The following is a 19971-nucleotide window of genomic DNA, read 5'->3' as shown; positions in this document are numbered from 1 at the left end:
CAATGCGGCGCTAGAGACCGCGAATTGCCATTCGGGAGAAGTCACTATGCGAACTACCATATCCAAGCGTCTTGCCATTGCCTCGCTGACCGCATCGGCACTGGCCCTGAGCGCAGGCGCGGCGTTTGCCGATTACACGCTCAACATTCTCCATATGAACGACTGGCACAGCCGCATCGAGCCAATCAACAAATACGATTCCACCTGCTCGGCTGAAGACGATGCCGAGGGCAAGTGCTTCGGCGGCGCTGCCCGCCTCGTCACCGCCGTGGCCGAAGCGCGTCAGGCGCTGGACGGTGAAAACGTCCTGCTGCTCAACGCCGGCGACAATTTCCAGGGATCGCTCTTCTACACCACCTACAAGGGCGCGGCCGAAGCCGAGTTTCTGAACCTCATGAAGACCGACGCCATGGTCGTCGGCAACCATGAGTTCGACGACGGCGAAGACGGTCTGGCGACCTTCCTCGACAAGGTCGAGTTCCCCGTGCTCGGCTCCAACGTCAAGGCCAGGGAAGCTTCTGCACTGGGCGACCGGGTGAAAGAATATCTCCTGCTCGATGTGGGCGGCGATAAGATCGCCATCGTCGGCGCGGTCGCCAATGACACGGCCGAGCTTTCCTCGCCCGGCGAAAACGTCTCCATCATCGAGGATGTGGCCGGCATCACCGCTGCCGTTGAAGCCGCCACCGCCGAGGGCGCAAACAAGGTCATCGCGCTCACCCATGTGGGCTACCCGCGCGACCTCGAAGCCATCGCGAAGATCCCCGGCGTCGACGTGGTTGTCGGCGGCCATTCCAACACGCTGCTTTCCAACGCCATCGAAGGCGCCGAAGGCCCCTACCCGACCATGGTCGACAATCCCGACGGCCATCAGGTGCCCGTCGTGCAGGCCGGCTCCTATTCCAAATATCTCGGCGAACTCAAGCTCACCTTCAACGATGACGGCGTGGTCACCGCCGCCACCGGCGACGTCAAGCTGATCGATGCTTCCGTCGACAAGGACGAGGCGGTCGTCGCCCGCGTGCTGGAGCTGGGCGGCCCCATCGAGGAGCTGAAGAACAAGATCGTCGCCGAAACCGCAGCCCCGGTGGATGGCAGCCGCGAGACCTGCCGCGCCGGCGAGTGCGAGATGGGCAATCTCGTGACCGACGCCATGGTCGCGCGCACCGCCGATCAGGGTGTCCAGTTCGCCATCACCAATGGCGGCGGGCTGCGCGCCTCCATCGATGGCGGCGAAGTCACCATGGGCGAGGTGCTGGGCGTGCTGCCGTTCCAGAACACGCTCGCCACCTTCCAGATCAAAGGCGAAGATGTCGTTGCCTCGCTTGAAAGCGGCGTGAGCCAGATCGAGGACGGCGCCGGGCGTTTCCCGCAGGTCTCCGGCCTGCGCTTCAGCTTCGACCCGTCCGTCGCCCCCGGCGAAGGCCGCATCCAGTCCGTCGAAGTGAAGGATGGCGACGGCTGGACCGCAATCGACCCGGACGCCACCTACACGGTCGCCTCCAACAACTTCACGCGCAATGGCGGTGACGGCTACAAGCTCTTCGCCTTGAACGCCCAGAACGCCTATGACTACGGTCCGGGCCTCGAGCAGGTTCTCGCCGATTATCTGGCCGCCAACAGCCCCTACAAACCGTCTCTGGATGGCCGCATCACCAAGGTCGCCGCATCGACGATGGACAAGGCCGGCGAGACGATGGAAAAGGCCGCCGACGACGCCAAGACCATGGCTGAGGGCGTTGCCGAGAAGGCAAAGGAAGCCGTCGAAGGCGCTGTCGCAGGCGCAAAGGAGATGGCGGAGAAGGCCGCCGGTGAAGCCGACGCTGCCATGAAGAAGATGACCGAGGGCGCAGAAAAGGCCACGGAAGACGCAGGCAACGCCGTCGAAAAAGCGGCCGATGATGCAGCCTCCATGGCCAAAACGGCAGCCGACAAGGCCGCAGAAGCCGCCGAGAGCGCAGCCGAAGGCGCGAAGAAGATGGCGGACGACGCCGGCGAAGCCATGGAGAAGACCGCCGATGATGCGGCCTCTGCAACCGAAGGCGCAGCCGACAAGGTCGAAGAGGTTGCCGAAAACGCAGCCGAAGCCACCGGGGAGATGGCCAGCAAGACTGCGGAAGACGCGGAAAAGATGATGGATGGTGACAAGAACACCTACACCATCGCCCGCGGCGACACGCTGTGGGAGATCGCCCGCGCGCAGTATGGCGACGCCACCAAATGGCGCGACATTGCCGATGCAAACCCGCAGATGGATCCCGGCCGGCTCAAAGTGGGCATGGTCATCACCCTGCCTGCGGCCAACTGACCCCATAAAACCCCTGAAAGCCCCGCCAAACGGCGGGGCTTTTTCATTTTTTCGCCCCTGCGGCCACGCGCTGCATTGAAAACCCGCCCGGCTTCGCTAGCTTCCCCTGCATGATCGGAGCCAAAGCATGAATCTCCCCACCACTATCGACCGTTCCGCCGCAAAGGCGGTCGGCCCCCTGCCCGCAGACCACCCGCCGGTGCGCATCGGCAAGGTTGGCGTTCTGCTCGTCAATCTCGGCACGCCTGACGGCACGGATTACGCCCCCATGCGGCGCTATCTGAAGGAATTCCTGTCGGATCGCCGCGTCATCGAATGGCCAAGAGCCATCTGGTATCCGATCCTTCACGGCATCGTGCTCAACACGCGGCCCAAGAAGTCCGGTGCGGCCTACGCGGAAATCTGGAACCACGAGCGTAACGAATCGCCCCTGCGCACCTTCACCCGCGCCCAGGGTGAAAAGCTCGCCGAGGCCCTGTCGGAGCATGAGCATGTCGTCGTCGACTGGGCCATGCGCTACGGCCAGCCCTCCATCGAGACGGTCACGAAGAGCATGATGGAACGCGGCTGCGACCGCGTCGTCATGTTCCCGCTCTACCCGCAATACTCCGCCACCACCACGGCGACGGTGAACGACAAGTTCTTCGAAGCGCTCATGAAGATGCGCTTTCAGCCGGCCATCCGCACCGTGCCCTCCTATCAGGACGAGCCAGTCTATATCGAAGCGCTGGCCCGCTCCATCGAAACGCATCTGGCGAGCCTCGACTTCGAGCCGGAAGTCGTCATCGCCTCCTATCACGGCATCCCGCAGAGCTATTTCCAGCGCGGCGATCCCTATCACTGCCATTGCCAGAAAACCTCGCGCCTTCTGCGCGAGCGCCTCGGTTGGGACGAGAAGAAGCTGATGACCTGCTTTCAGTCCCGCTTCGGCCCCGAAGAATGGCTCCAGCCCTACACCGACAAGACGGTCGAGAAGCTCGCAAAGGAAGGCGTAAAATCCATCGCCGTCTTCAATCCCGGCTTCGTGTCCGACTGTCTGGAGACGCTGGAAGAAATCGCCGGCGAGGCCGGAGAAATCTTCCACGAGGCCGGCGGCACGAACTTCACGCATATCCCCTGCCTCAACGACACCGAAGAAGGCATGGCTGTCATTGAAACGCTGGTGCGGCGCGAGCTGGCAGGCTGGGTATAAACCCGGCCTCGCCATCCACGCGTCACATTTGGCGCAACATATGCGCGGCGTATTCCGCCCGCAGAGCATGCATGCCCGACAATTTGAGCCGTTGGGTTATGGTTTTGCCTGCGGTTAAGGTCTTCACAAAGCGGGTTACAACCTTACAGTGCGCCACGCGATTCAATACAAGCCCCTCCGGGGCGGTTTCAGGAGCCGATAATGCCCTTCTCCGGTTTTGACATACTCATCCCCGTCCTGGTGGTCCTCGTTGTCCTGCTGCTTTTTGCAGGCATCAAGACGGTGCCGCAGGGCTTCAACTTCACGGTGGAGCGGTTTGGTCGCTACACGAAAACCCTCACCCCCGGCCTCAACATCATTGTCCCGTTCATCGACCGCGTTGGCGCGAAGATGAACATGATGGAGCAGGTGCTCGACGTCCCCACCCAGGAAGTCATCACCCGCGACAACGCCATCGTCGCCGTCGATGGCGTCGCCTTCTATCAGGTGCTCACCGCCGCCGAGGCCGCCTATCAGGTGTCCGGACTGGAAAACGCCATCCTCAACCTGACCATGACGAACATCCGCTCCGTCATGGGCTCGATGGATCTCGATGAGCTCCTGTCCAACCGCGACGCGATCAACGAAAAACTTCTGCGCATTGTCGATGACGCCGCAAGCCCGTGGGGCATCAAGATGACCCGCGTCGAGATCAAGGACATCAACCCGCCGGCCAACCTGGTGGAATCGATGGCCCGCCAGATGATGGCCGAGCGCAACAAGCGCGCGCAGATCCTCGAGGCAGAAGGTCTGAAGCAGGCCGAAATCCTCGAAGCCGAAGGCCGCAAGGAAGCCGCCTTCCGCGATGCCGAGGCCCGCGAGCGCGCCGCCGAGGCCGAGGCCCGGGCAACGCAGGTCGTGTCCGACGCCATCGCCGCCGGCGACGTGCATGCGGTGAACTACTTCGTGGCCCAGAAATACACCGACGCGCTGGCGACCATCGGTTCGTCCAACAACAACAAGGTCGTTCTGATGCCGCTCGAAGCCTCCTCGCTGATCGGCTCTCTCGGCGGCATCGGCGCCATCGCCCGCGAAGTCTTCAGCGATGGCAACACGGCCCCCGCCCCGAAGAACCGGGCTTCCTCAGCCCGCCCGCCGCGTACGGGTCCCGCACAGGAATAGCCTCATGATCGAGCATGTCGTCGCTGAACTCGGCCCCTGGAACTGGATGCTGCTTGGCTTTGTGCTGCTGGCGGCGGAAATCCTGGCGCCCGGCGTTTTCCTTCTGTGGATCGGCATCGCCGCAATCCTGACCGGAACGCTGTCGCTCCAGTTATGGGATGCGGCGATGTGGACCTGGCACGTGCAGGTTCTCGTCTTCCTGGCGCTGTCCCTGCTCTCGGCCTATGGCGGCAAGCGTTTCATGGATTCGCGCAGAAACGAGGAGACGGATCAGCCGCTCCTCAACCGCCGCACCGAGCAGCTTGTCGGCCGCACGGCAACGCTCGAACAGGCCATCGAAAACGGCTTCGGCCGCGTCCGGCTCGATGACACGGTATGGCGTGTCGCCGGCCCGGACCTCCCGGCCGGCACGCGCGTGAAGATCGCAGCGGTGGACGGCTCCACATTGCGCGTCGAGGCAGTCTGAATCACAAAAAGCCCCGGAGCCTATGGCGTCCGGGGCTTCTTTTATCTGCCATCAAGAACGCCTCTGCCACCGCCTGTTTCAGAACAGGCAGCGCTCCGGCCATCATGATCGGGAGAGGAGCAGCCTGAGACCGGCATAGCCAAAGACCAGAGCCAACACGCCTTCGATCCACTTGCCGAACTTCTGGTAGGCCCGCCCCAGAACGCCGGTGGAGAAAAGTAACGCGTAGCCAACATTCACCGTCAGGCCCAGAATGGCGCATCCCACGATGATCGTGAGCAGAGTGTATGACGGTGCATCCGGCCTTAGCCCAAGAGCCATGATCGCGACCCAGCCAAGAACGGCTTTGGGGTTGGACAGGTGCAAAAGCACCCCTCTGCGATAGAACACCACTTTCCTTGCCGGCGCCATTGGCTTCAACTGTCCAGCCTTGGCCGTCAGTGCCGACCTCGCGGACTTCCAGGCCAGAAAAAGAAGATAGAGACCACCGGCGACCTTGATGAAAAAGACCGCTTCAGCATAGGCGGTCAGCACCGTCGCAACACCGGTCGCGGCCAAAACGGCCCAGAACATGCTTCCCGTCACCACCCCGAGCGCCAGAAGGACTGCACTTTCGCGGCCCTGCTTCATGGCAACGCCCATTATCGCCATGGTGCTGGGGCCAGGGCTGGCAATCACAACGAGATAAGCGGCGAAGACGACCAGAAGATGCTGAACGTGTTCTGCAAGCATCGGAACTCCTTCACATTGTGAGGCCTACTGGGGCCGAACAGTGGACGCTTGAGCGAAGCCGGTCTCATTCGGCCAATATGACACGCGATGGGTTCGCCCCCAATTGCAGAATTGTACCCCTTGGCATCATCCCCGCTGGCGGCACACAGCCCTGAAACAAGCAAACCGGTCAATCCTGCAAACCCTGCAGCCAAACAAAAAACGCCCCGTTTGAAACGGGGCGCCTGTCAATTTCACATGGTCCTGAATCACAGCCTGTCAGATTCAGGCAGCGCCAATCCGCAGCAGGTCGTGCAGATGCACCACGCCGCAGGGCTTGCCGCCCTCCACCACCATCAGCGTGGTGATCGACGAGGAATTGACGATCTGCAGCGCGCTTTCGGCCAGCGTTTCCGGCCCAATCGTCTTCGGATCGCGGGTCATCACCTGATCCACCGTCATCGCCAGAAGCTCGCTGTCGATGTGGCGGCGCAGATCGCCGTCGGTGATGATGCCGATCAGTGCGCCATCGCCGTCGGTGATGCCGACACAGCCAAAGCCCTTCTGGGTCATTTCCAGAATGGCCTCGCGCATCAGCGCACCGCTTTTCGCCAGCGGAAGCTCCGCGCCCGAATGCATGATCTGGCGCACCTGCGTCAGCTTTGCGCCCAGCTGCCCGCCGGGATGGAAAGTGCGGAAATGGTCAGCCGTAAAGCCGCGCGCCTCCAGAAGCGCCACGGCCAGCGCATCGCCGATCACCAGCTGCAGCACGGTCGAGGTGGTGGGAGCGAGCCCATGCGGGCAGGCTTCGGGAGCCCGGGGCAGACCGAGCACCACCGTTGCTTCCCTCGCCAGCGCCGAAGCCTTGCCGGCGGTGATTGCGATGATCGGAATGGCGAAGCGACGCGCATAGGCGATGATGCCATGCAGCTCGGTCGTCTCGCCCGACCACGACATGGCAAGGATGACATCGTCGCTGCCGATCATGCCGAGATCGCCATGATTGGCTTCGGCGGGATGCACGAAGAATGCCGGCGTTCCCGTGGAAGCCATGGTTGCGGCAATCTTGGAACCGATATGCCCGCTCTTGCCCACGCCTGTAACGATCAGGCGGCCCCTGATCCCGGCAACGGTGCGCACCGCTTCGGCAAAGGGTTCGGCAAGCCCGTTGTCGAGGGCTTCCGCCAGTTCTTTAAGTCCGGCGCGTTCGGTTTCAAGCGTGCGAACAGCAGAAGCGATAACGCTTTGCTGGTCCAGGTTCATGGAAGAGTTTTTCAGCATGGCATTGCCATTACCGCCTTGATGCCGCGCTGTCCATTCAGTTTGTCCATTGTGCCCGCCCCAGTCGTAGACGTCCGCACACAAGGTTTTGTTAACCACGATGATTTACTGCTGGGTAAGTACAATTGTGGCGCGTCTTTATAGTCTGGATCTGAATGTCTTCTCCCGGTTTCAGAGTGGGTTGGAATACGCGCATATGGCGCAGATCCACTGCGCTGGGTCTCAGTCTTTCAGCATGTGTCTACGGCGTCGCTACGGCGCAGGAAGTCAGTGGTCTGCGCGGGCTCGTTTCCGAAACAGACATCACCTCTTCCATACAGAGTGGCGCTGGTGCGGAAACGGGCCTGCCCGCCCCGCGCTATGAACCCGTAACGCCGAGCCCCTCGGGCGATCCGGCTTCTGCGGAAGCGCCAGCCGAAACCAGCAACAGCCGTTCCAGCCGCACACCATCGACCGCCATCGCGCGCGAGCGCGCCCGCGAGGCGCGCAACGTTCCCGCGCAGGCCGGCCAGACGCCGCTTGACGGTGTCGTCACCAATGGCATTCCCGAAGGCGATCTGGACGAGACCGACGGCGTAGACCGGGCTGACAGCACGGACGCCCTCAACCCGCGCGTCGGCGCCATCGAGAGCAATTTTCAGGCTTCGGAAGAAAATCCCTATGCGCCGCTCGGCCTGCGCGTCGGCACGTTCACCGTCACCCCCACGCTCGAACAGGGCGTAACCTGGACCACGAATGCCGATTCCAGCCCCGGCAGCGGCGAGGCGGCGATCTCGGAGACCACGCTCAGGCTCAACGCCGTGTCCGACTGGTCGCGCCACGCAGCCACCATCGACGCTTACGGCATCTACCGCAAATCCGTTTCGGGCGAAGCGGTCTCGGACATCGAAGGCGGCATCGATGGCGCGCTGCGTTTCGATCTGGCGGGCGACTATACGGCGCTTGCAAGCCTCGGTTACACGGTCAGCCCGGAATCCGCCTCCTCCCCCGTCGTCATCGTCGGGGTCGAAGACCGGCCAATCCGGCACATCATCGACGGCAGCCTCGGGCTCTCCAAGGATCTCGGCAAGCTGCGGCTGAGCGCCACCGGCTCGCTGACGCGCGAGCATTATGGGGACGCCACGCTCATCGATGGCAGCACGCTTTCGCAGAAAGAGCGCAACTCGACGCTGGCCACGCTGCGCCTGCGCACCGGCTATGCCATCTCGCCCGCCCTTGCCCCCTTTATCGAAGGCGAGGTCGGTCGTCGCTTCTACGATGAAGAGAGAGACAGCGCCGGCTATGAGCGTTCGGCCACGCGCTTCGCCGCCCGCGCCGGCGTCATGGTCGACATTGAAGAAAAACTGTCGGGCGAAGCCTCCATCGGCTGGGTCGCAGAAGACATCGACGACGACCGCCTCAACACGGTTTCAGGGCTTGCACTTGCCGCCGCGCTCAACTGGTCGCCGCAGCGCGGCACCGATGTGCGCCTCGACGCCTCGACCACGATTGAAGGCACCACCGATCCCGGTGACAGCGGCTCGATTCTTCACTCGGGAACCCTTCGGGTGGAACGCCAGATCCGCGCCAATCTGACGGCCGAAGCCGCCGCCGGACTTTCCTGGCGCGACTATGAAAATGGCGGGCACGACCTGACCATGAACGGCGAAGCTGGCATGACCTGGTGGCTCAACCGCACACTCGGTCTCACCGGTCGGGCGCGTTACGAGAAACGCACCAGCAGCCTCCCCAGCCGGGAGTATGACGCAAGCAGCGTGTTCCTGGGCGTGCGCATGCAGCGCTAGACCGCTGCACGGCCTGGAAAATCAGTTTTTTAGGAATTCGGTGCGGAATTTCCGCAAAAAAGACAAAACGCCGCCATTTCGGAGAAAATGGCGGCGTTTTTCAAAATTGCATCAGACGCGGCCGGAGGCCTCCACGACGCGCAGCACATGCTCGCGCAGATCGGGGCGTTCCAGCGCGAAAGCGAGGTTCGCTTCCACGAAACCTTCCGGCGAACCGCAGTCAAATGTGCGGCCCGTGAAGGGGAAACCGTGGAAGGGCTGATTCTTCAGAAGTTTTAGCATGGCGTCGGTCAGCTGGATCTCGCCACCCGCACCGCGCTCCTGCTCGGCGAGAAGGTCAAAGATCTCCGGTCGCAGGATGTAACGGCCATTGATGTAGAAGTTCGACGGCGCATCCTCGGGCTTCGGCTTCTCCACCATGGCGTTGATTTCGAACCCGCCGGCAACCGTATCGCCGCGACCGACGATGCCGTATTTGTGGGTCTGCGAGGGCTCGCACTCTTCGACGGAGACAACGTTTCCGTCCGTCTTTTCAAAGAGTTCCACCATCTGCGACAGGCAGCCCCTGGGCGACTGCATGATCATGTCGGGCAGAAGGAGCGCGAAGGGCTCATTGCCCACCAGTTCACGCGCACACCAGACGGCGTGGCCAAGGCCCAGCGGCTCCTGCTGACGGGTGAAGCTGGTCTGGCCGGGCAGCGGCTGCATGCTGTGCAGGCGGTCGAGAACCTCGTTCTTGCCGCGCCGCTCCAGTGTGTCGTACAATTCGACCTGAATGTCGAAGTGATCTTCAATGACCGCCTTGTTGCGCCCGGTCACGAAAATGAAGTGCTCAATGCCGGCTTCGCGGGCCTCATCGACGACATACTGGATCACGGGCTTATCGACGACAGTCAGCATTTCCTTGGGGATTGCCTTGGTGGCCGGAAGAAAACGCGTTCCCAGACCAGCGACAGGAAATACCGCTTTGCGAAGTTTCGTCATCAGAAATCTATCCCCGAAAGGTTGAAATGAAGGCGTTTGGCGCTGCCTTAGCAACGCCGGATTGATGTTTCCTGAATGAATGCGCGTATATCGTGACAAGTTCCGGAGAACCCGATCACGGACATTAACAGCATGGTAAACGTTTTTCTAACCGGGACCTGCCATGGAAAGGCTGGACTACCTGTAACGGAGATCGTGATGTTGTTCCGCTTGCCCCCACGAAACCTCGTCGCGACGTTGATCGCTTCTTTCGTGCTCGCATTTACCGTAACCCTCCAGCCGGCCAGCGCCGATGCCGGCTTCCAGCGCTGGGTCCAGCAGTTTCGTGCTGTTGCGATCAAGAACGGCGTTTCCGGCGCCACCTATGACCGCGCCTTTCGCGGCATCACCGCCCCCGATCCGGAGGTGCTGGAGAAAGCCCGCTACCAGCCCGAATTCCGCGCCGAGGCGTGGGAATATTTCGACAACCGCGTTCAGGCCGACGCCATCCAGCGCGGTCAGCAGCTCGCCCGCCAGTGGAAACCCTGGCTCGACCGCATCGAAAGCCAGTACGGCGTCAGCCGCTATGTGCTGCTCGCCATCTGGTCGATCGAATCGAACTATGGTGAAGTGCTGAAGAACGAACGCGTCATGCGCAGCGTGCCACGCTCGCTGGCCACGCTCGCCTATGCCGACAAGCGCCGCGCCAAATTTGCCCGTCAGCAGCTCATCGCCGCGCTCAAGATCCTGCAGAGCGGCGACATTGATGTTGGCCACCTGACCGGCTCCTGGGCCGGCGCGATGGGACACACGCAGTTCATCCCCACCAGCTATCAGGCCTATGCGGTCGACATGGACGGCAATGGCCGCCGCGACATCTGGACCTCAATCCCGGACGCCCTTGCCACCGCAGCAAACCTGCTGCGCCGCAATGGCTGGCGCACCGGCGAAACCTGGGGCTATGAAACGGCTGCGCTGCCAGGCGGACGCAAGTTCCCGGGCGGCAACATGTCGCTTGCCCGCTGGGCTTCCATCGGCGTCGTGCGCGCCAATGGCAAGCCTTTCCCGCGTCCGAACGACAGCGCCGAGCTGAAGGTCCCGGACGGTCGCGCAGGCCCCGCCTTCCTCGTGACCAAGAATTTCCAGGTCATCAAGCGCTACAACAATTCGGACAAATACGCACTTGCCGTGGGCCTTCTTGCCGACGAAATCGCCGGCTATGGCGGCCTCGTGCGTGACTGGAATCGTCCCTTCGAACGTCTCAGCTACAACGAGACGGAAGAACTGCAGCGCCGCCTTGGTGCGCTTGGCTATTATGACGGCCCCATCGATGGCAAGATCGGCTCCGGCTCGCGCGCCGCGATCCGCGCCTTCCAGTCCCGCAACGGAATGCAGGAAGACGGCCATCCGGGCAAGGAAGTGCTCCGCCGCCTGCGCGGGAACTGACCGGAGACAATTGACCGGAGACAGGGGAAACAGGACATGAAAACGGACAGGGCAGAGGCAGGACGAGAAGGCGGCAAACGCTTCGTCATTGCCATCATCTCGTTAAGCCTCGCCCTGCCCGTTATCCTCTCCACGCCCTCGCCTGCCGGGGCCCAGGAGAGAAGTCGCGGCCTTCTGGATTTCCTGTTCGGCGGGCGGGCGCGCCAACGCGAGCCCGAGCGCCCTGCGGTGCGGCAACCCAGCCAGCGCCGCAACCAGCCGGCCACGCGAAGCCCCAGCCGCTCGACAACACGCGCCGCACCCCGCCAGCCAACGACGCCTCCACCGCCGCCGGAAGTGGAGAAGCTTGAGAATGCACGCACAGTGCTGGTCGTTGGCGACTTCATGGCCGGAGGGCTCGCCGAGGGCCTGAGCGACGCATATGCAGAGTCTCCCGGTGTGCGCGTGATCAATCGCAGCAACGGTTCGTCCGGCTTTGTGCGCGACGACTATTATGACTGGAATGCCGAGATTTCAGGCATTCTGGAAGAGGTTTCCCCGACCGTCGTGGTCGTGATGATCGGCTCCAACGACCGGCAGCAACTGCGCATCGACGGTCAGCGCGAGGCCCCGCGGTCGGAGCCCTGGCTCGCCGAATACACCGACCGCGTCAAGACCTTCGCGGCGGCCATCGAAGAAAAGCAGATCCCACTCGTGTGGAGCGGCTTACCGGCCTTCAAATCATCGACCATGTCGTCCGACATGCTGGCCTTCAACGACATCTACAAGACCACAGTGGAGAGCATAGGCGGCACATTCGTCGACATCTGGGACGGTTTCGTGGATGAAAACGGGGCCTTCATCTTTACCGGGCCGGACATGAACGGGCAGCCGGTGCGGCTGCGCGGCAGCGACGGCATCAACCTGACGCGTTCCGGCAAGCGCAAGGTGGCCTTCTACGTGGAGAAACCGCTGAACAAGCTTCTCGGCGAAGCCATTTCGCCCGATATCGGCGAGGTCGGGATCGAGAACCTGCCAAACCTCGTTCTCTTCCCCGAAGAGCCCACACCTGTCGACCGGACGGTGCCGATCTCGCTGTCTGACCCGGCGCTCGATGGCGGGCTGGAGCTGATGGGCGCCGTGGTGGAACCAATCGGGCGACAGGAGCGCAGTGACGAAGCGGACATCGACAGCGCCACATCAAGTCAGCCCGGCCGCGCCGACAATTTCTCGTTACGCCCGGTCGCACCAGTGGCAGAAAAGAAAACGCCGCAGCAGCCAGAAGCCACGGCGACGCCCTGATCTCATCAAGATCTCTTCGGGGCTCGCAGATCACTGCAGGCAGGCGGGATCACCTGACGCCCGCATGATGCGATGGGGCACCGACTTCGAGGCCCCTTCTCCCCGCGCGCGGGGAGAAGGTGAGGATGAGGGGCGAGCGCCAGGTTCTGCCAACCCCACAATCTGGCGAGATTTTCTTGCGCCGCGTCAGCCCCTCATCCCCCTGCCGGGACCTTCTCCCCGCGCGCGGGGAGAAGGGGGCCGTCATCCACCGGAAGCGTTCTTTGTGCGTCCGAATGGACGCACGGCACCCTAGCGCGGCAGGACCGAACTGCCCATGAGGAACGTGTCAATCGCGTGGGCGGCCTGACGCCCCTCACGGATCGCCCAAACCACCAGAGACTGACCGCGCCGCGCATCGCCGGCTGCAAACAGACGGTCGATGGTGGTGCGATACTCACGGTCGTCAGCATTGACGTTCACAGAGTTGCGGCGGTCGATATCGGTTTTCAGCCGGTCGCCGAACTCGGACAGAACGCCTGTTTCCAGCGGGCCGGAAAAGCCGATGGCGATGAACGCGAGATCTGCGCGAATGACGAATTCCGTGCCCGGAACGGGCTTGCGCTTCTCGTCCACCTGACAGCATTTCACACCGGTCAGAACGCCATCCTCACCAACGAATTCAAGCGTCGCCACCTGGAATTCGCGATCAGCGCCTTCGGCCTGTGAAGAGGAGGTGCGCATCTTCGTCGCCCAATAGGGCCAGACGGCAAGCTTGTCTTCCTTCTCCGGCGGACGCGGGCGGATGTCGAGCTGGGTGACGCGCACCGCGCCCTGACGGAAGGCCGTGCCGACGCAATCCGATGCGGTGTCACCACCACCAACGACAACCACATGCTTGCCGCCGGCAAGGATGGGCTCCGCCGCCCATGCGACGGACTGAATATCCTCACCGCCCACACGCCGGTTCTGCTGAACCAGATAGGGCATGGCGTCGTGAACGCCGTGGAATTCGCCTCCGGGGATACCGGCCGGGCGCGGGCGCTCCGAGCCACCGCAGTAGAGAACGGCGTCGTGCTCGGCCAGAAGCTCTTCCACCGGCTTGTCCACGCCGACATTGACACCGCAATGGAAGGTCACGCCTTCGCCCTGCATCTGCTCGATGCGGCGGTCGATATAGTGTTTTTCGATCTTGAAATCGGGAATGCCGTAGCGCATCAGGCCGCCGGGCCGGCTTTCGCGCTCATAGACATGGACCTGATGACCGGCACGCCCGAGCTGCTGGGCGGCAGCCATGCCGGCCGGGCCGGAGCCGATGATGGCGACCTTCTTGCCGGTCGTGTGGTCGGCAGGATAGGGCCGCACGAAACCGGCCTCATAAGCCTTGTCGGCAATGGCCTGCTCGACCGTCTTGATGGCGACGGGAATATCTTCGAGATTGAGCGTGCAGGCTTCCTCGCAGGGTGCAGGGCAGATGCGGCCAGTCCATTCCGGGAAGTTGTTGGTGGAGTGCAGATTGCGGATCGCCTCCTCCCAGTCACCATTATAGACGAGGTCGTTCCAGTCAGGGATCTGGTTGTGGACCGGACAGCCTGTCGGGCCGTGGCAATAGGGAATGCCGCAATCCATGCAGCGCGCGGCCTGTTTCTCGACTTCCCTGTCCGACATGGGCAGCGTGAATTCGCGGAAATGGCGAATGCGGTCGGACGCCGGCTGGTACTTGTGCACCTGACGGTCGATTTCGAGAAAACCTGTAACCTTACCCATCGAGTAAACCCCGTTATTTTAGAGCTTCGAACCGAAAAGCGGATACCGTTTTCCGGTTGTTCCGATGCCCCATCAATAATTCAGATCGTCCATTGTGCGCCCCGGTGGACGCATGACGATCTAGTGAAGTGCCGGAAGTCCGAGAACATCCTCGCACCGTGCAATCCAGCGGGTGAGCGCCCTGCGCCCGTCGAGTTCAAAGCCCCCCTGAGGGGCAAGCCGCGTGTAGCCGAGAAGCGCGATATCGGCGATGGTGAGCCCGTCACCGACAAAGAAGTCGCGCGTCTTCAGCGTCTCGTCCATCAAATCGAGCGCGGCCTCACCCCGCTCGACCTTCAAAGGATCGCGCGCTTCAACCGGCTCCTTGCGGTAGAACACCTGAAAGCGCGCACCGGCCACATTGGGCTCATGGAAGTTCTGCTCCCAGAACATCCACTGATCGATTTCCGCCTGGGCAAACGCGTCTTCGGGCAAAAGCGCCGAACCGCGCGCCAGATAGCGGATGATTGCGCCCGACTGGCCAAGCGTGCGCCCGTCATCGAACCGCACGACCGGCACCTGTCCAAAGGGCGACATGGCGAGAAACACGTCCGTGCGGCTCTCGCCAGCCATGAGGTCGAGCTCATGCCAGCGATAGGGCAGACCGAGATGGTCCGCCGTGTATCTGACCTTCAGGCAATTGCCCGAATTCCGGTCGCCAAAAACATCCATGGGCAAAAGATCTCCAGAACCCACGGCTATTCTGCCGCCAGACCGAGCTTCATGCGCTCCATTTCTTCCAGTGCACGGCGGTACTCAACCGGCATCACCTTGCGGAATTTGGGACGGTATTCCGCCCAATGATCCAGAATGGCGCGCGCCCGCTCAGAGCCCGTGTAGTGGAGGTGGTTGGAGATAAGCTGCGCCAGTCGCTCCTCATCGTGCCGGGTCATGTCGCCGGTAACGTCGACACGGCCCTTGTGCATGAGGTCGCCGCCATGGTGGTGCAGCTTTTCGAGGATGTCGTCCTCCTCCGGCACCGGCTCCAGTTCGACCATGGCCATGTTGCAGCGCTCGGCGAAGTCGCCCGCCTCATCCAGCACATAGGCAACGCCGCCGGACATGCCGGCCGCGAAGTTGCGGCCCGTCTGACCGAGCACGACCACCACGCCGCCCGTCATGTATTCGCAGCCATGATCGCCGACGCCCTCGACAACGGCGACCGCACCCGAATTGCGCACGGCAAAACGCTCGCCCGCAACGCCGCGGAAATAGCATTCACCCTCGGTTGCGCCGTAAAGCACCGTGTTGCCGACAATGATGGAGTCTTCCGCGACAATGCGGGAATCGTCCGTCGGGCGGATGACGATGCGGCCGCCGGAAAGGCCCTTGCCGACATAATCATTGGCGTCGCCCTCAAGCCTGAACGAGACGCCGCGCGCCAGAAACGCGCCGAAGGACTGACCGGCCGTGCCCGTGAGGCGCACGTCGATGGTGTTTTCCTTCAGGCCCTTGTGGCCGTAGCGCTTGGCGACCGCGCCCGACAGCATCGCGCCGGCCGACCGGTCGGTGTTGCAGATCGGGAAGTCGAGCGACACGGGCTCACGGTTTTCAAGGGCCGGCCTTGCCGCCTCGATGAGCTTGCGGTCGAGCACATCATCGATGGGATGCTCCTGACGCTCGGTCCAGTGAATGGCCTCGCGCGGGGCATCGGGCTTGTAGAAGATCTTCGTGAAATCGAGGCCACGCGCCTTCCAGTGCGCGATCATGCCATCCTTTTCGAGAAGGTCGGACTGGCCGACGATATCGTCGAGCTTCGTGTAGCCCATCTCGGCGAGATACTGGCGCACCTCTTCCGCGACGTAGAAGAAGTAATTGATCACATGCTCGGGCGTGCCCTTGAAGCGCTTGCGCAGAACCGGGTCCTGCGTGGCGACGCCAACGGGGCAGGTGTTCAGGTGGCACTTGCGCATCATGATGCAGCCGGCGGCGATCAGCGGTGCGGTGGAGAAGCCATATTCGTCGGCGCCCAGCAGCGCGCCGATGATGACATCGCGACCGGTCTTCAACCCGCCATCGACCTGCAGCGCGACGCGCGAGCGCAGACCGTTCAGCACCAGGGTCTGGTGCGTTTCGGCAAGGCCCATCTCCCACGGGCTGCCCGCATGCTTGATGGAGGTGAGCGGCGAAGCGCCGGTGCCGCCATCATAGCCGGAAATGGTGATGTGGTCGGCGCGCGCCTTGGCGACGCCGGCAGCCACCGTGCCCACGCCAACCTCGGAGACGAGCTTGACGGACACATCCGCATCGGGATTGACGTTCTTAAGGTCGAAGATGAGCTGCGCCAGATCCTCAATGGAGTAGATGTCGTGGTGCGGCGGCGGCGAAATGAGGCCGACGCCCGGCGTGGAGTGGCGCACCTTGGCGATGGTGGCGTCGACCTTGTGGCCGGGAAGCTGACCGCCCTCGCCCGGCTTTGCGCCCTGCGCCACCTTGATCTGCATCATGTCGGAATTGACGAGATATTCGGTGGTGACGCCGAAACGGCCGCTGGCGATCTGCTTGATGGAGGAGCGCTCCGGGTTCATCGAACCGTCGGGCATCGGCAGATAGCGATCAGGCTCCTCGCCGCCCTCGCCGGTGTTCGACTTGCCGCCCAGCGCGTTCATGGCGCGCGCCAGCGTGGTGTGCGCCTCGCGGCTGATGGAGCCGAAGGACATGGCGCCGGTGGAGAACCGCTTGACGATTTCGGCTGCGGGCTCGACCTCATCCAGCGAGACCGGCTTGCGGCCTGTATCCTTGGCCTTCCTGACAGCGAACAGGCCGCGAATGGACTTGGCGTCGGCTGCCTGCCCGTCGACCATTTTCGCAAATTCGCGATAGGTCTCCCAGGATTTGCCGCGCACGGCATGCTGGAGGGAGGCGACGGCGTCGGGCGACCAGATGTGGGATTCGCCGCGCATGCGGAAATTGTATTCACCGCCCACTTCCAGCGCGCTCTTCAGCACCGGGTCCGCGCCAAAGGCGGCGGCATGGCGGCCAACCGTCTCGGCGGAAATCTCGTCCAGACCGACACCTTCGATGGTGGTGGCGGTGTTGGTGAAGAAGTGCTCGATGAAGTCGCTTTCCAGACCCACGGCGTCAAAGATCTGCGCACCGCAATAGGACTGGTAGGTGGAGATGCCCATCTTGGACATCACCTTGAGGATGCCCTTGCCGATGGCCTTGATGTAGCGCTGAACCACCTCCTGCGTGTCGACCTCCGGCGGGAAATCGCCGGCCTTGTGCATGGACAGAAGCGTGTCGAAGGCGAGGTAGGGGTTGATCGCCTCCGCGCCGTAGCCCGCCAGGCAGCAGAAGTGGTGCACTTCGCGCGGCTCGCCGGATTCGACCACGAGGCCAACCGCCGTGCGCAGACCCTTGCGGATCAGGTGGTGGTGAACAGCGGCCGTTGCCAGAAGCATCGGGATGGCGATGCGGTCCGGGCCGATCTGGCGGTCGGACAGGATGATGATGTTGTAGCCGCCGGCAACCGCAGCCTCGGCGCGGTCGCACACGCGCTCCAGCGCACCGCGCATACCGGCAGCCCCCTCGCCCGCCGCATAGGTGACGTCGATGGTCTTGGTGTCGAACCGGTCCTCGGTGTGGCCGATGGAGCGGATCTTCTCCAGATCGCCATTGGTGAGGATGGGCTGGCGCACCTCAAGCCGCTTGCGGCGCGAAGAGCCGACCAGATCGAAAATGTTGGGGCGCGGGCCGATGAAGGAGACAAGGCTCATCACCAGTTCTTCGCGGATCGGATCGATCGGCGGGTTGGTGACCTGCGCAAAGTTCTGCTTGAAATAGGTGTAGAGCAGCTTGGGCTTGTCGGACATGGCCGAGATCGGCGTGTCGGTACCCATGGAGCCGATGCCTTCCTGGCCGGTCGTGGCCATGGGCGCCATCAGCATCTTCGTGTCTTCCTGCGTGTAGCCGAAAGCCTGCTGAAGATCGAGCTGGGCCACATCCTTGCGCAGGGCGCGCGGTTCGACCGGCTTCAGGTCTTCAAGGATGAGCTGGGTGTTGTCGAGCCACTTCTTGAAGGGATGCCTGGTGGCGATGGCCGCCTTCACATCCTCGTCGGAAATGATGCGGCCTTCCTTCATGTCGATCAGAAGCATGCGGCCGGGCTGGAGACGCCACTTGCTGACGATCTTGTCTTCGGGAACCACGAGCGCGCCGGCTTCCGAAGCCATGATGACGCGGTCGTCATCCGTGACCACATAGCGGGCCGGGCGAAGGCCGTTGCGGTCAAGCGTTGCGCCGATCTGAATGCCGTCGGTAAAGGCCACGGCAGCCGGGCCATCCCACGGCTCCATTAACGCGGCGTGGTATTCGTAGAACGCCTTGCGCTCGTCGCTCATCAGACGGTTGCCGGCCCAGGCTTCCGGGATCAGCATCATCATCGAATGGACGAGCGAATAACCGCCCTGGAACAGGAATTCGAGCGCGTTGTCGAAGCAGGCCGTGTCGGACTGGCCCTCATAGGAAATGGGCCAAAGCTTGGAAATGTCGTTGCCGAACAGCTCCGAATCCACCGAGGCCTGACGCGCGGCCATCCAGTTAACGTTGCCACGCACCGTGTTGATCTCGCCATTGTGGGCGACCATGCGATAGGGGTGCGCGAGTTCCCAGGAGGGGAACGTGTTGGTCGAAAAGCGCTGGTGAACGAGCGCCAGCGCCGTTTCAAAACGCGGGTCTTTCAGGTCGCTGTAATAAGCGCCGAGCTGATAGGCGAGGAACATGCCCTTGTAGACAATGGTGCGCGCCGACAGCGACACGGTGTAGAAACCTTTGATGCCGCCCTCAAGCTCCTCGCGCACGCGGCCCGAAATCACCTTGCGCAGAATATAGAGACGACGCTCGAAATCCTCCTCGTCGTGAATGCCCGCGCCACGGCTGACGAAAATCTGGCGGTGGACGGGCTCGGAAGCGGCAATGTCGGGCGCCTTGGACAGGCAGGCATTGTCGACCGGCACATCACGGAAGCCGATCAGCTCCTGACCTTCCGAGCGCACCACATCGGCGATGATGTCGTAGATCTGTTTGCGCAGCTCCGCATCGCGCGGCATGAAGAAGTGACCGACGCCATAATGGCCGGGCTCCGGCAGTTCGACGCCGCGCTCCACCCATTCCTCCCGATAGAGGCGGTCGGGGATCTGCATCAGCATGCCCGCGCCATCGCCGACAAGCGGATCAGCACCCACCGCGCCGCGATGGGTCAGGTTTTCGAGCATGGCCAGGCCATCGCGCACGATATCATGCGAGCGACTGCCCTTCATATGCGCGACGAAGCCGACGCCGCAGGCATCGCGCTCATTGCGGGGATCGTAAAGCCCCTGCGCAGCGGGCACGCCCGGCGCGGACATCTTCACGGTGCGTTTGACGGCGGCCGTTTCGGCCTCGTTGGCCGGCCCGAACCCGGTCGAAAAAGAGGGCGTCATTTCCGTCATCGCAAATCCTCACATTCTAGAGCCCGGGGCAAGCCTCCCTGGGCGGTCGTTCAGTCGCCAGAAAGCCCTTGCGGCCTTCCGGGGTGTATGCACGGCATTTCCATTTAGAAGCCGGAGCAACGCTACCGATATGCTCCGGCGCGTGTTCTTGTTCTTGGGCG

The 19971-nt window shown here is 62.7% G+C and carries 13 protein-coding genes; 7 read left to right on the top strand and 6 right to left on the bottom strand.

From position 1 onward, the window contains the following. Nucleotides 1–58 precede the first annotated feature (58 nt). The 4 genes from NDI72_RS05110 to NDI72_RS05095 all read left to right on the top strand — a co-directional run bounded on the left by NDI72_RS05110 (nucleotide 59) and on the right by NDI72_RS05095 (nucleotide 5127). Complete coding sequence (locus tag NDI72_RS05110; protein WP_502888374.1) at nucleotides 59–2308, top strand: 5'-nucleotidase C-terminal domain-containing protein; 2250 nt, start codon at nucleotides 59–61, stop codon at nucleotides 2306–2308. Between the two features lie 127 nt (nucleotides 2309–2435). Then, nucleotides 2436–3500, top strand: coding sequence for a ferrochelatase (gene hemH / locus NDI72_RS05105; RefSeq protein ID WP_283799851.1), 1065 nt, complete (start codon nucleotides 2436–2438; stop codon nucleotides 3498–3500). Between the two features lie 201 nt (nucleotides 3501–3701). Further along, the gene (locus NDI72_RS05100; protein ID WP_113152925.1) at nucleotides 3702–4661 is read left to right on the top strand and encodes an SPFH domain-containing protein; all 960 of its coding nucleotides are present in this window, start codon (nucleotides 3702–3704) and stop codon (nucleotides 4659–4661) included. A 4-nt stretch (nucleotides 4662–4665) separates the two neighbouring features. Next, nucleotides 4666–5127 (top strand): NfeD family protein, encoded by a 462-nt coding sequence (locus tag NDI72_RS05095; protein WP_206544182.1) that lies wholly within the window; start codon nucleotides 4666–4668, stop codon nucleotides 5125–5127. Nucleotides 5128–5229: 102 nt separating this feature from the next. Here the strand turns inward: NDI72_RS05095 and NDI72_RS05090 are convergent, their stop codons facing one another. After that, complete coding sequence (locus NDI72_RS05090) at nucleotides 5230–5859, bottom strand: LysE family translocator (RefSeq protein WP_206994805.1); 630 nt, start codon at nucleotides 5857–5859, stop codon at nucleotides 5230–5232. Nucleotides 5860–6123: 264 nt separating this feature from the next. Then, nucleotides 6124–7119 (bottom strand): KpsF/GutQ family sugar-phosphate isomerase, encoded by a 996-nt coding sequence (locus NDI72_RS05085; RefSeq protein ID WP_283799850.1) that lies wholly within the window; start codon nucleotides 7117–7119, stop codon nucleotides 6124–6126. Between the two features lie 176 nt (nucleotides 7120–7295). On the opposite strand from NDI72_RS05085, the gene NDI72_RS05080 reads away from it, so the two are divergent. Continuing rightward, nucleotides 7296–8903 carry an outer membrane beta-barrel protein gene (locus tag NDI72_RS05080; protein WP_283799849.1) on the top strand — a complete coding sequence of 536 codons (1608 nt, stop codon included), beginning with the start codon at nucleotides 7296–7298 and terminating at the stop codon, nucleotides 8901–8903. Nucleotides 8904–9014: 111 nt separating this feature from the next. On the opposite strand, the gene galU is transcribed toward NDI72_RS05080, so the two are convergent. Further along, nucleotides 9015–9887 (bottom strand): UTP--glucose-1-phosphate uridylyltransferase GalU, encoded by an 873-nt coding sequence (galU, locus tag NDI72_RS05075; RefSeq protein WP_113152930.1) that lies wholly within the window; start codon nucleotides 9885–9887, stop codon nucleotides 9015–9017. Between the two features lie 198 nt (nucleotides 9888–10085). On the opposite strand from galU, the gene NDI72_RS05070 reads away from it, so the two are divergent. Both NDI72_RS05070 and NDI72_RS05065 read left to right on the top strand, forming a co-directional pair. After that, complete coding sequence (locus NDI72_RS05070; protein WP_113152931.1) at nucleotides 10086–11312, top strand: lytic murein transglycosylase; 1227 nt, start codon at nucleotides 10086–10088, stop codon at nucleotides 11310–11312. Between the two features lie 36 nt (nucleotides 11313–11348). Beyond that, on the top strand, nucleotides 11349–12593 hold the full coding sequence (locus NDI72_RS05065; protein WP_283799848.1) for an SGNH/GDSL hydrolase family protein: 1245 nt from the start codon (nucleotides 11349–11351) through the stop codon (nucleotides 12591–12593). 291 nt (nucleotides 12594–12884) lie between these two features. On the opposite strand, the gene NDI72_RS05060 is transcribed toward NDI72_RS05065, so the two are convergent. The 3 genes from NDI72_RS05060 to gltB form a co-directional block, all read right to left on the bottom strand. After that, entirely contained in the window at nucleotides 12885–14339 is a 1455-nt protein-coding gene (locus NDI72_RS05060; RefSeq protein ID WP_206553722.1) for a glutamate synthase subunit beta, read from the bottom strand. Nucleotides 14340–14459: 120 nt separating this feature from the next. After that, the gene (locus NDI72_RS05055; protein WP_283799847.1) at nucleotides 14460–15050 is read right to left on the bottom strand and encodes a glutathione S-transferase family protein; all 591 of its coding nucleotides are present in this window, start codon (nucleotides 15048–15050) and stop codon (nucleotides 14460–14462) included. Between the two features lie 26 nt (nucleotides 15051–15076). Beyond that, nucleotides 15077–19810 (bottom strand): glutamate synthase large subunit, encoded by a 4734-nt coding sequence (gene gltB, locus NDI72_RS05050; RefSeq protein ID WP_283799846.1) that lies wholly within the window; start codon nucleotides 19808–19810, stop codon nucleotides 15077–15079. Nucleotides 19811–19971 lie beyond the last annotated feature (161 nt).

Origin of the sequence: Nitratireductor sp. GZWM139, from assembly GCF_030068685.1 — a bacterium.
In the GTDB taxonomy this organism is placed as follows: Bacteria; Pseudomonadota; Alphaproteobacteria; order Rhizobiales; family Rhizobiaceae; genus Nitratireductor; species Nitratireductor aquimarinus.
Note: the sequence above shows the minus strand (reverse complement) of the source record. Positions and strands in the feature narration are given on the sequence as shown.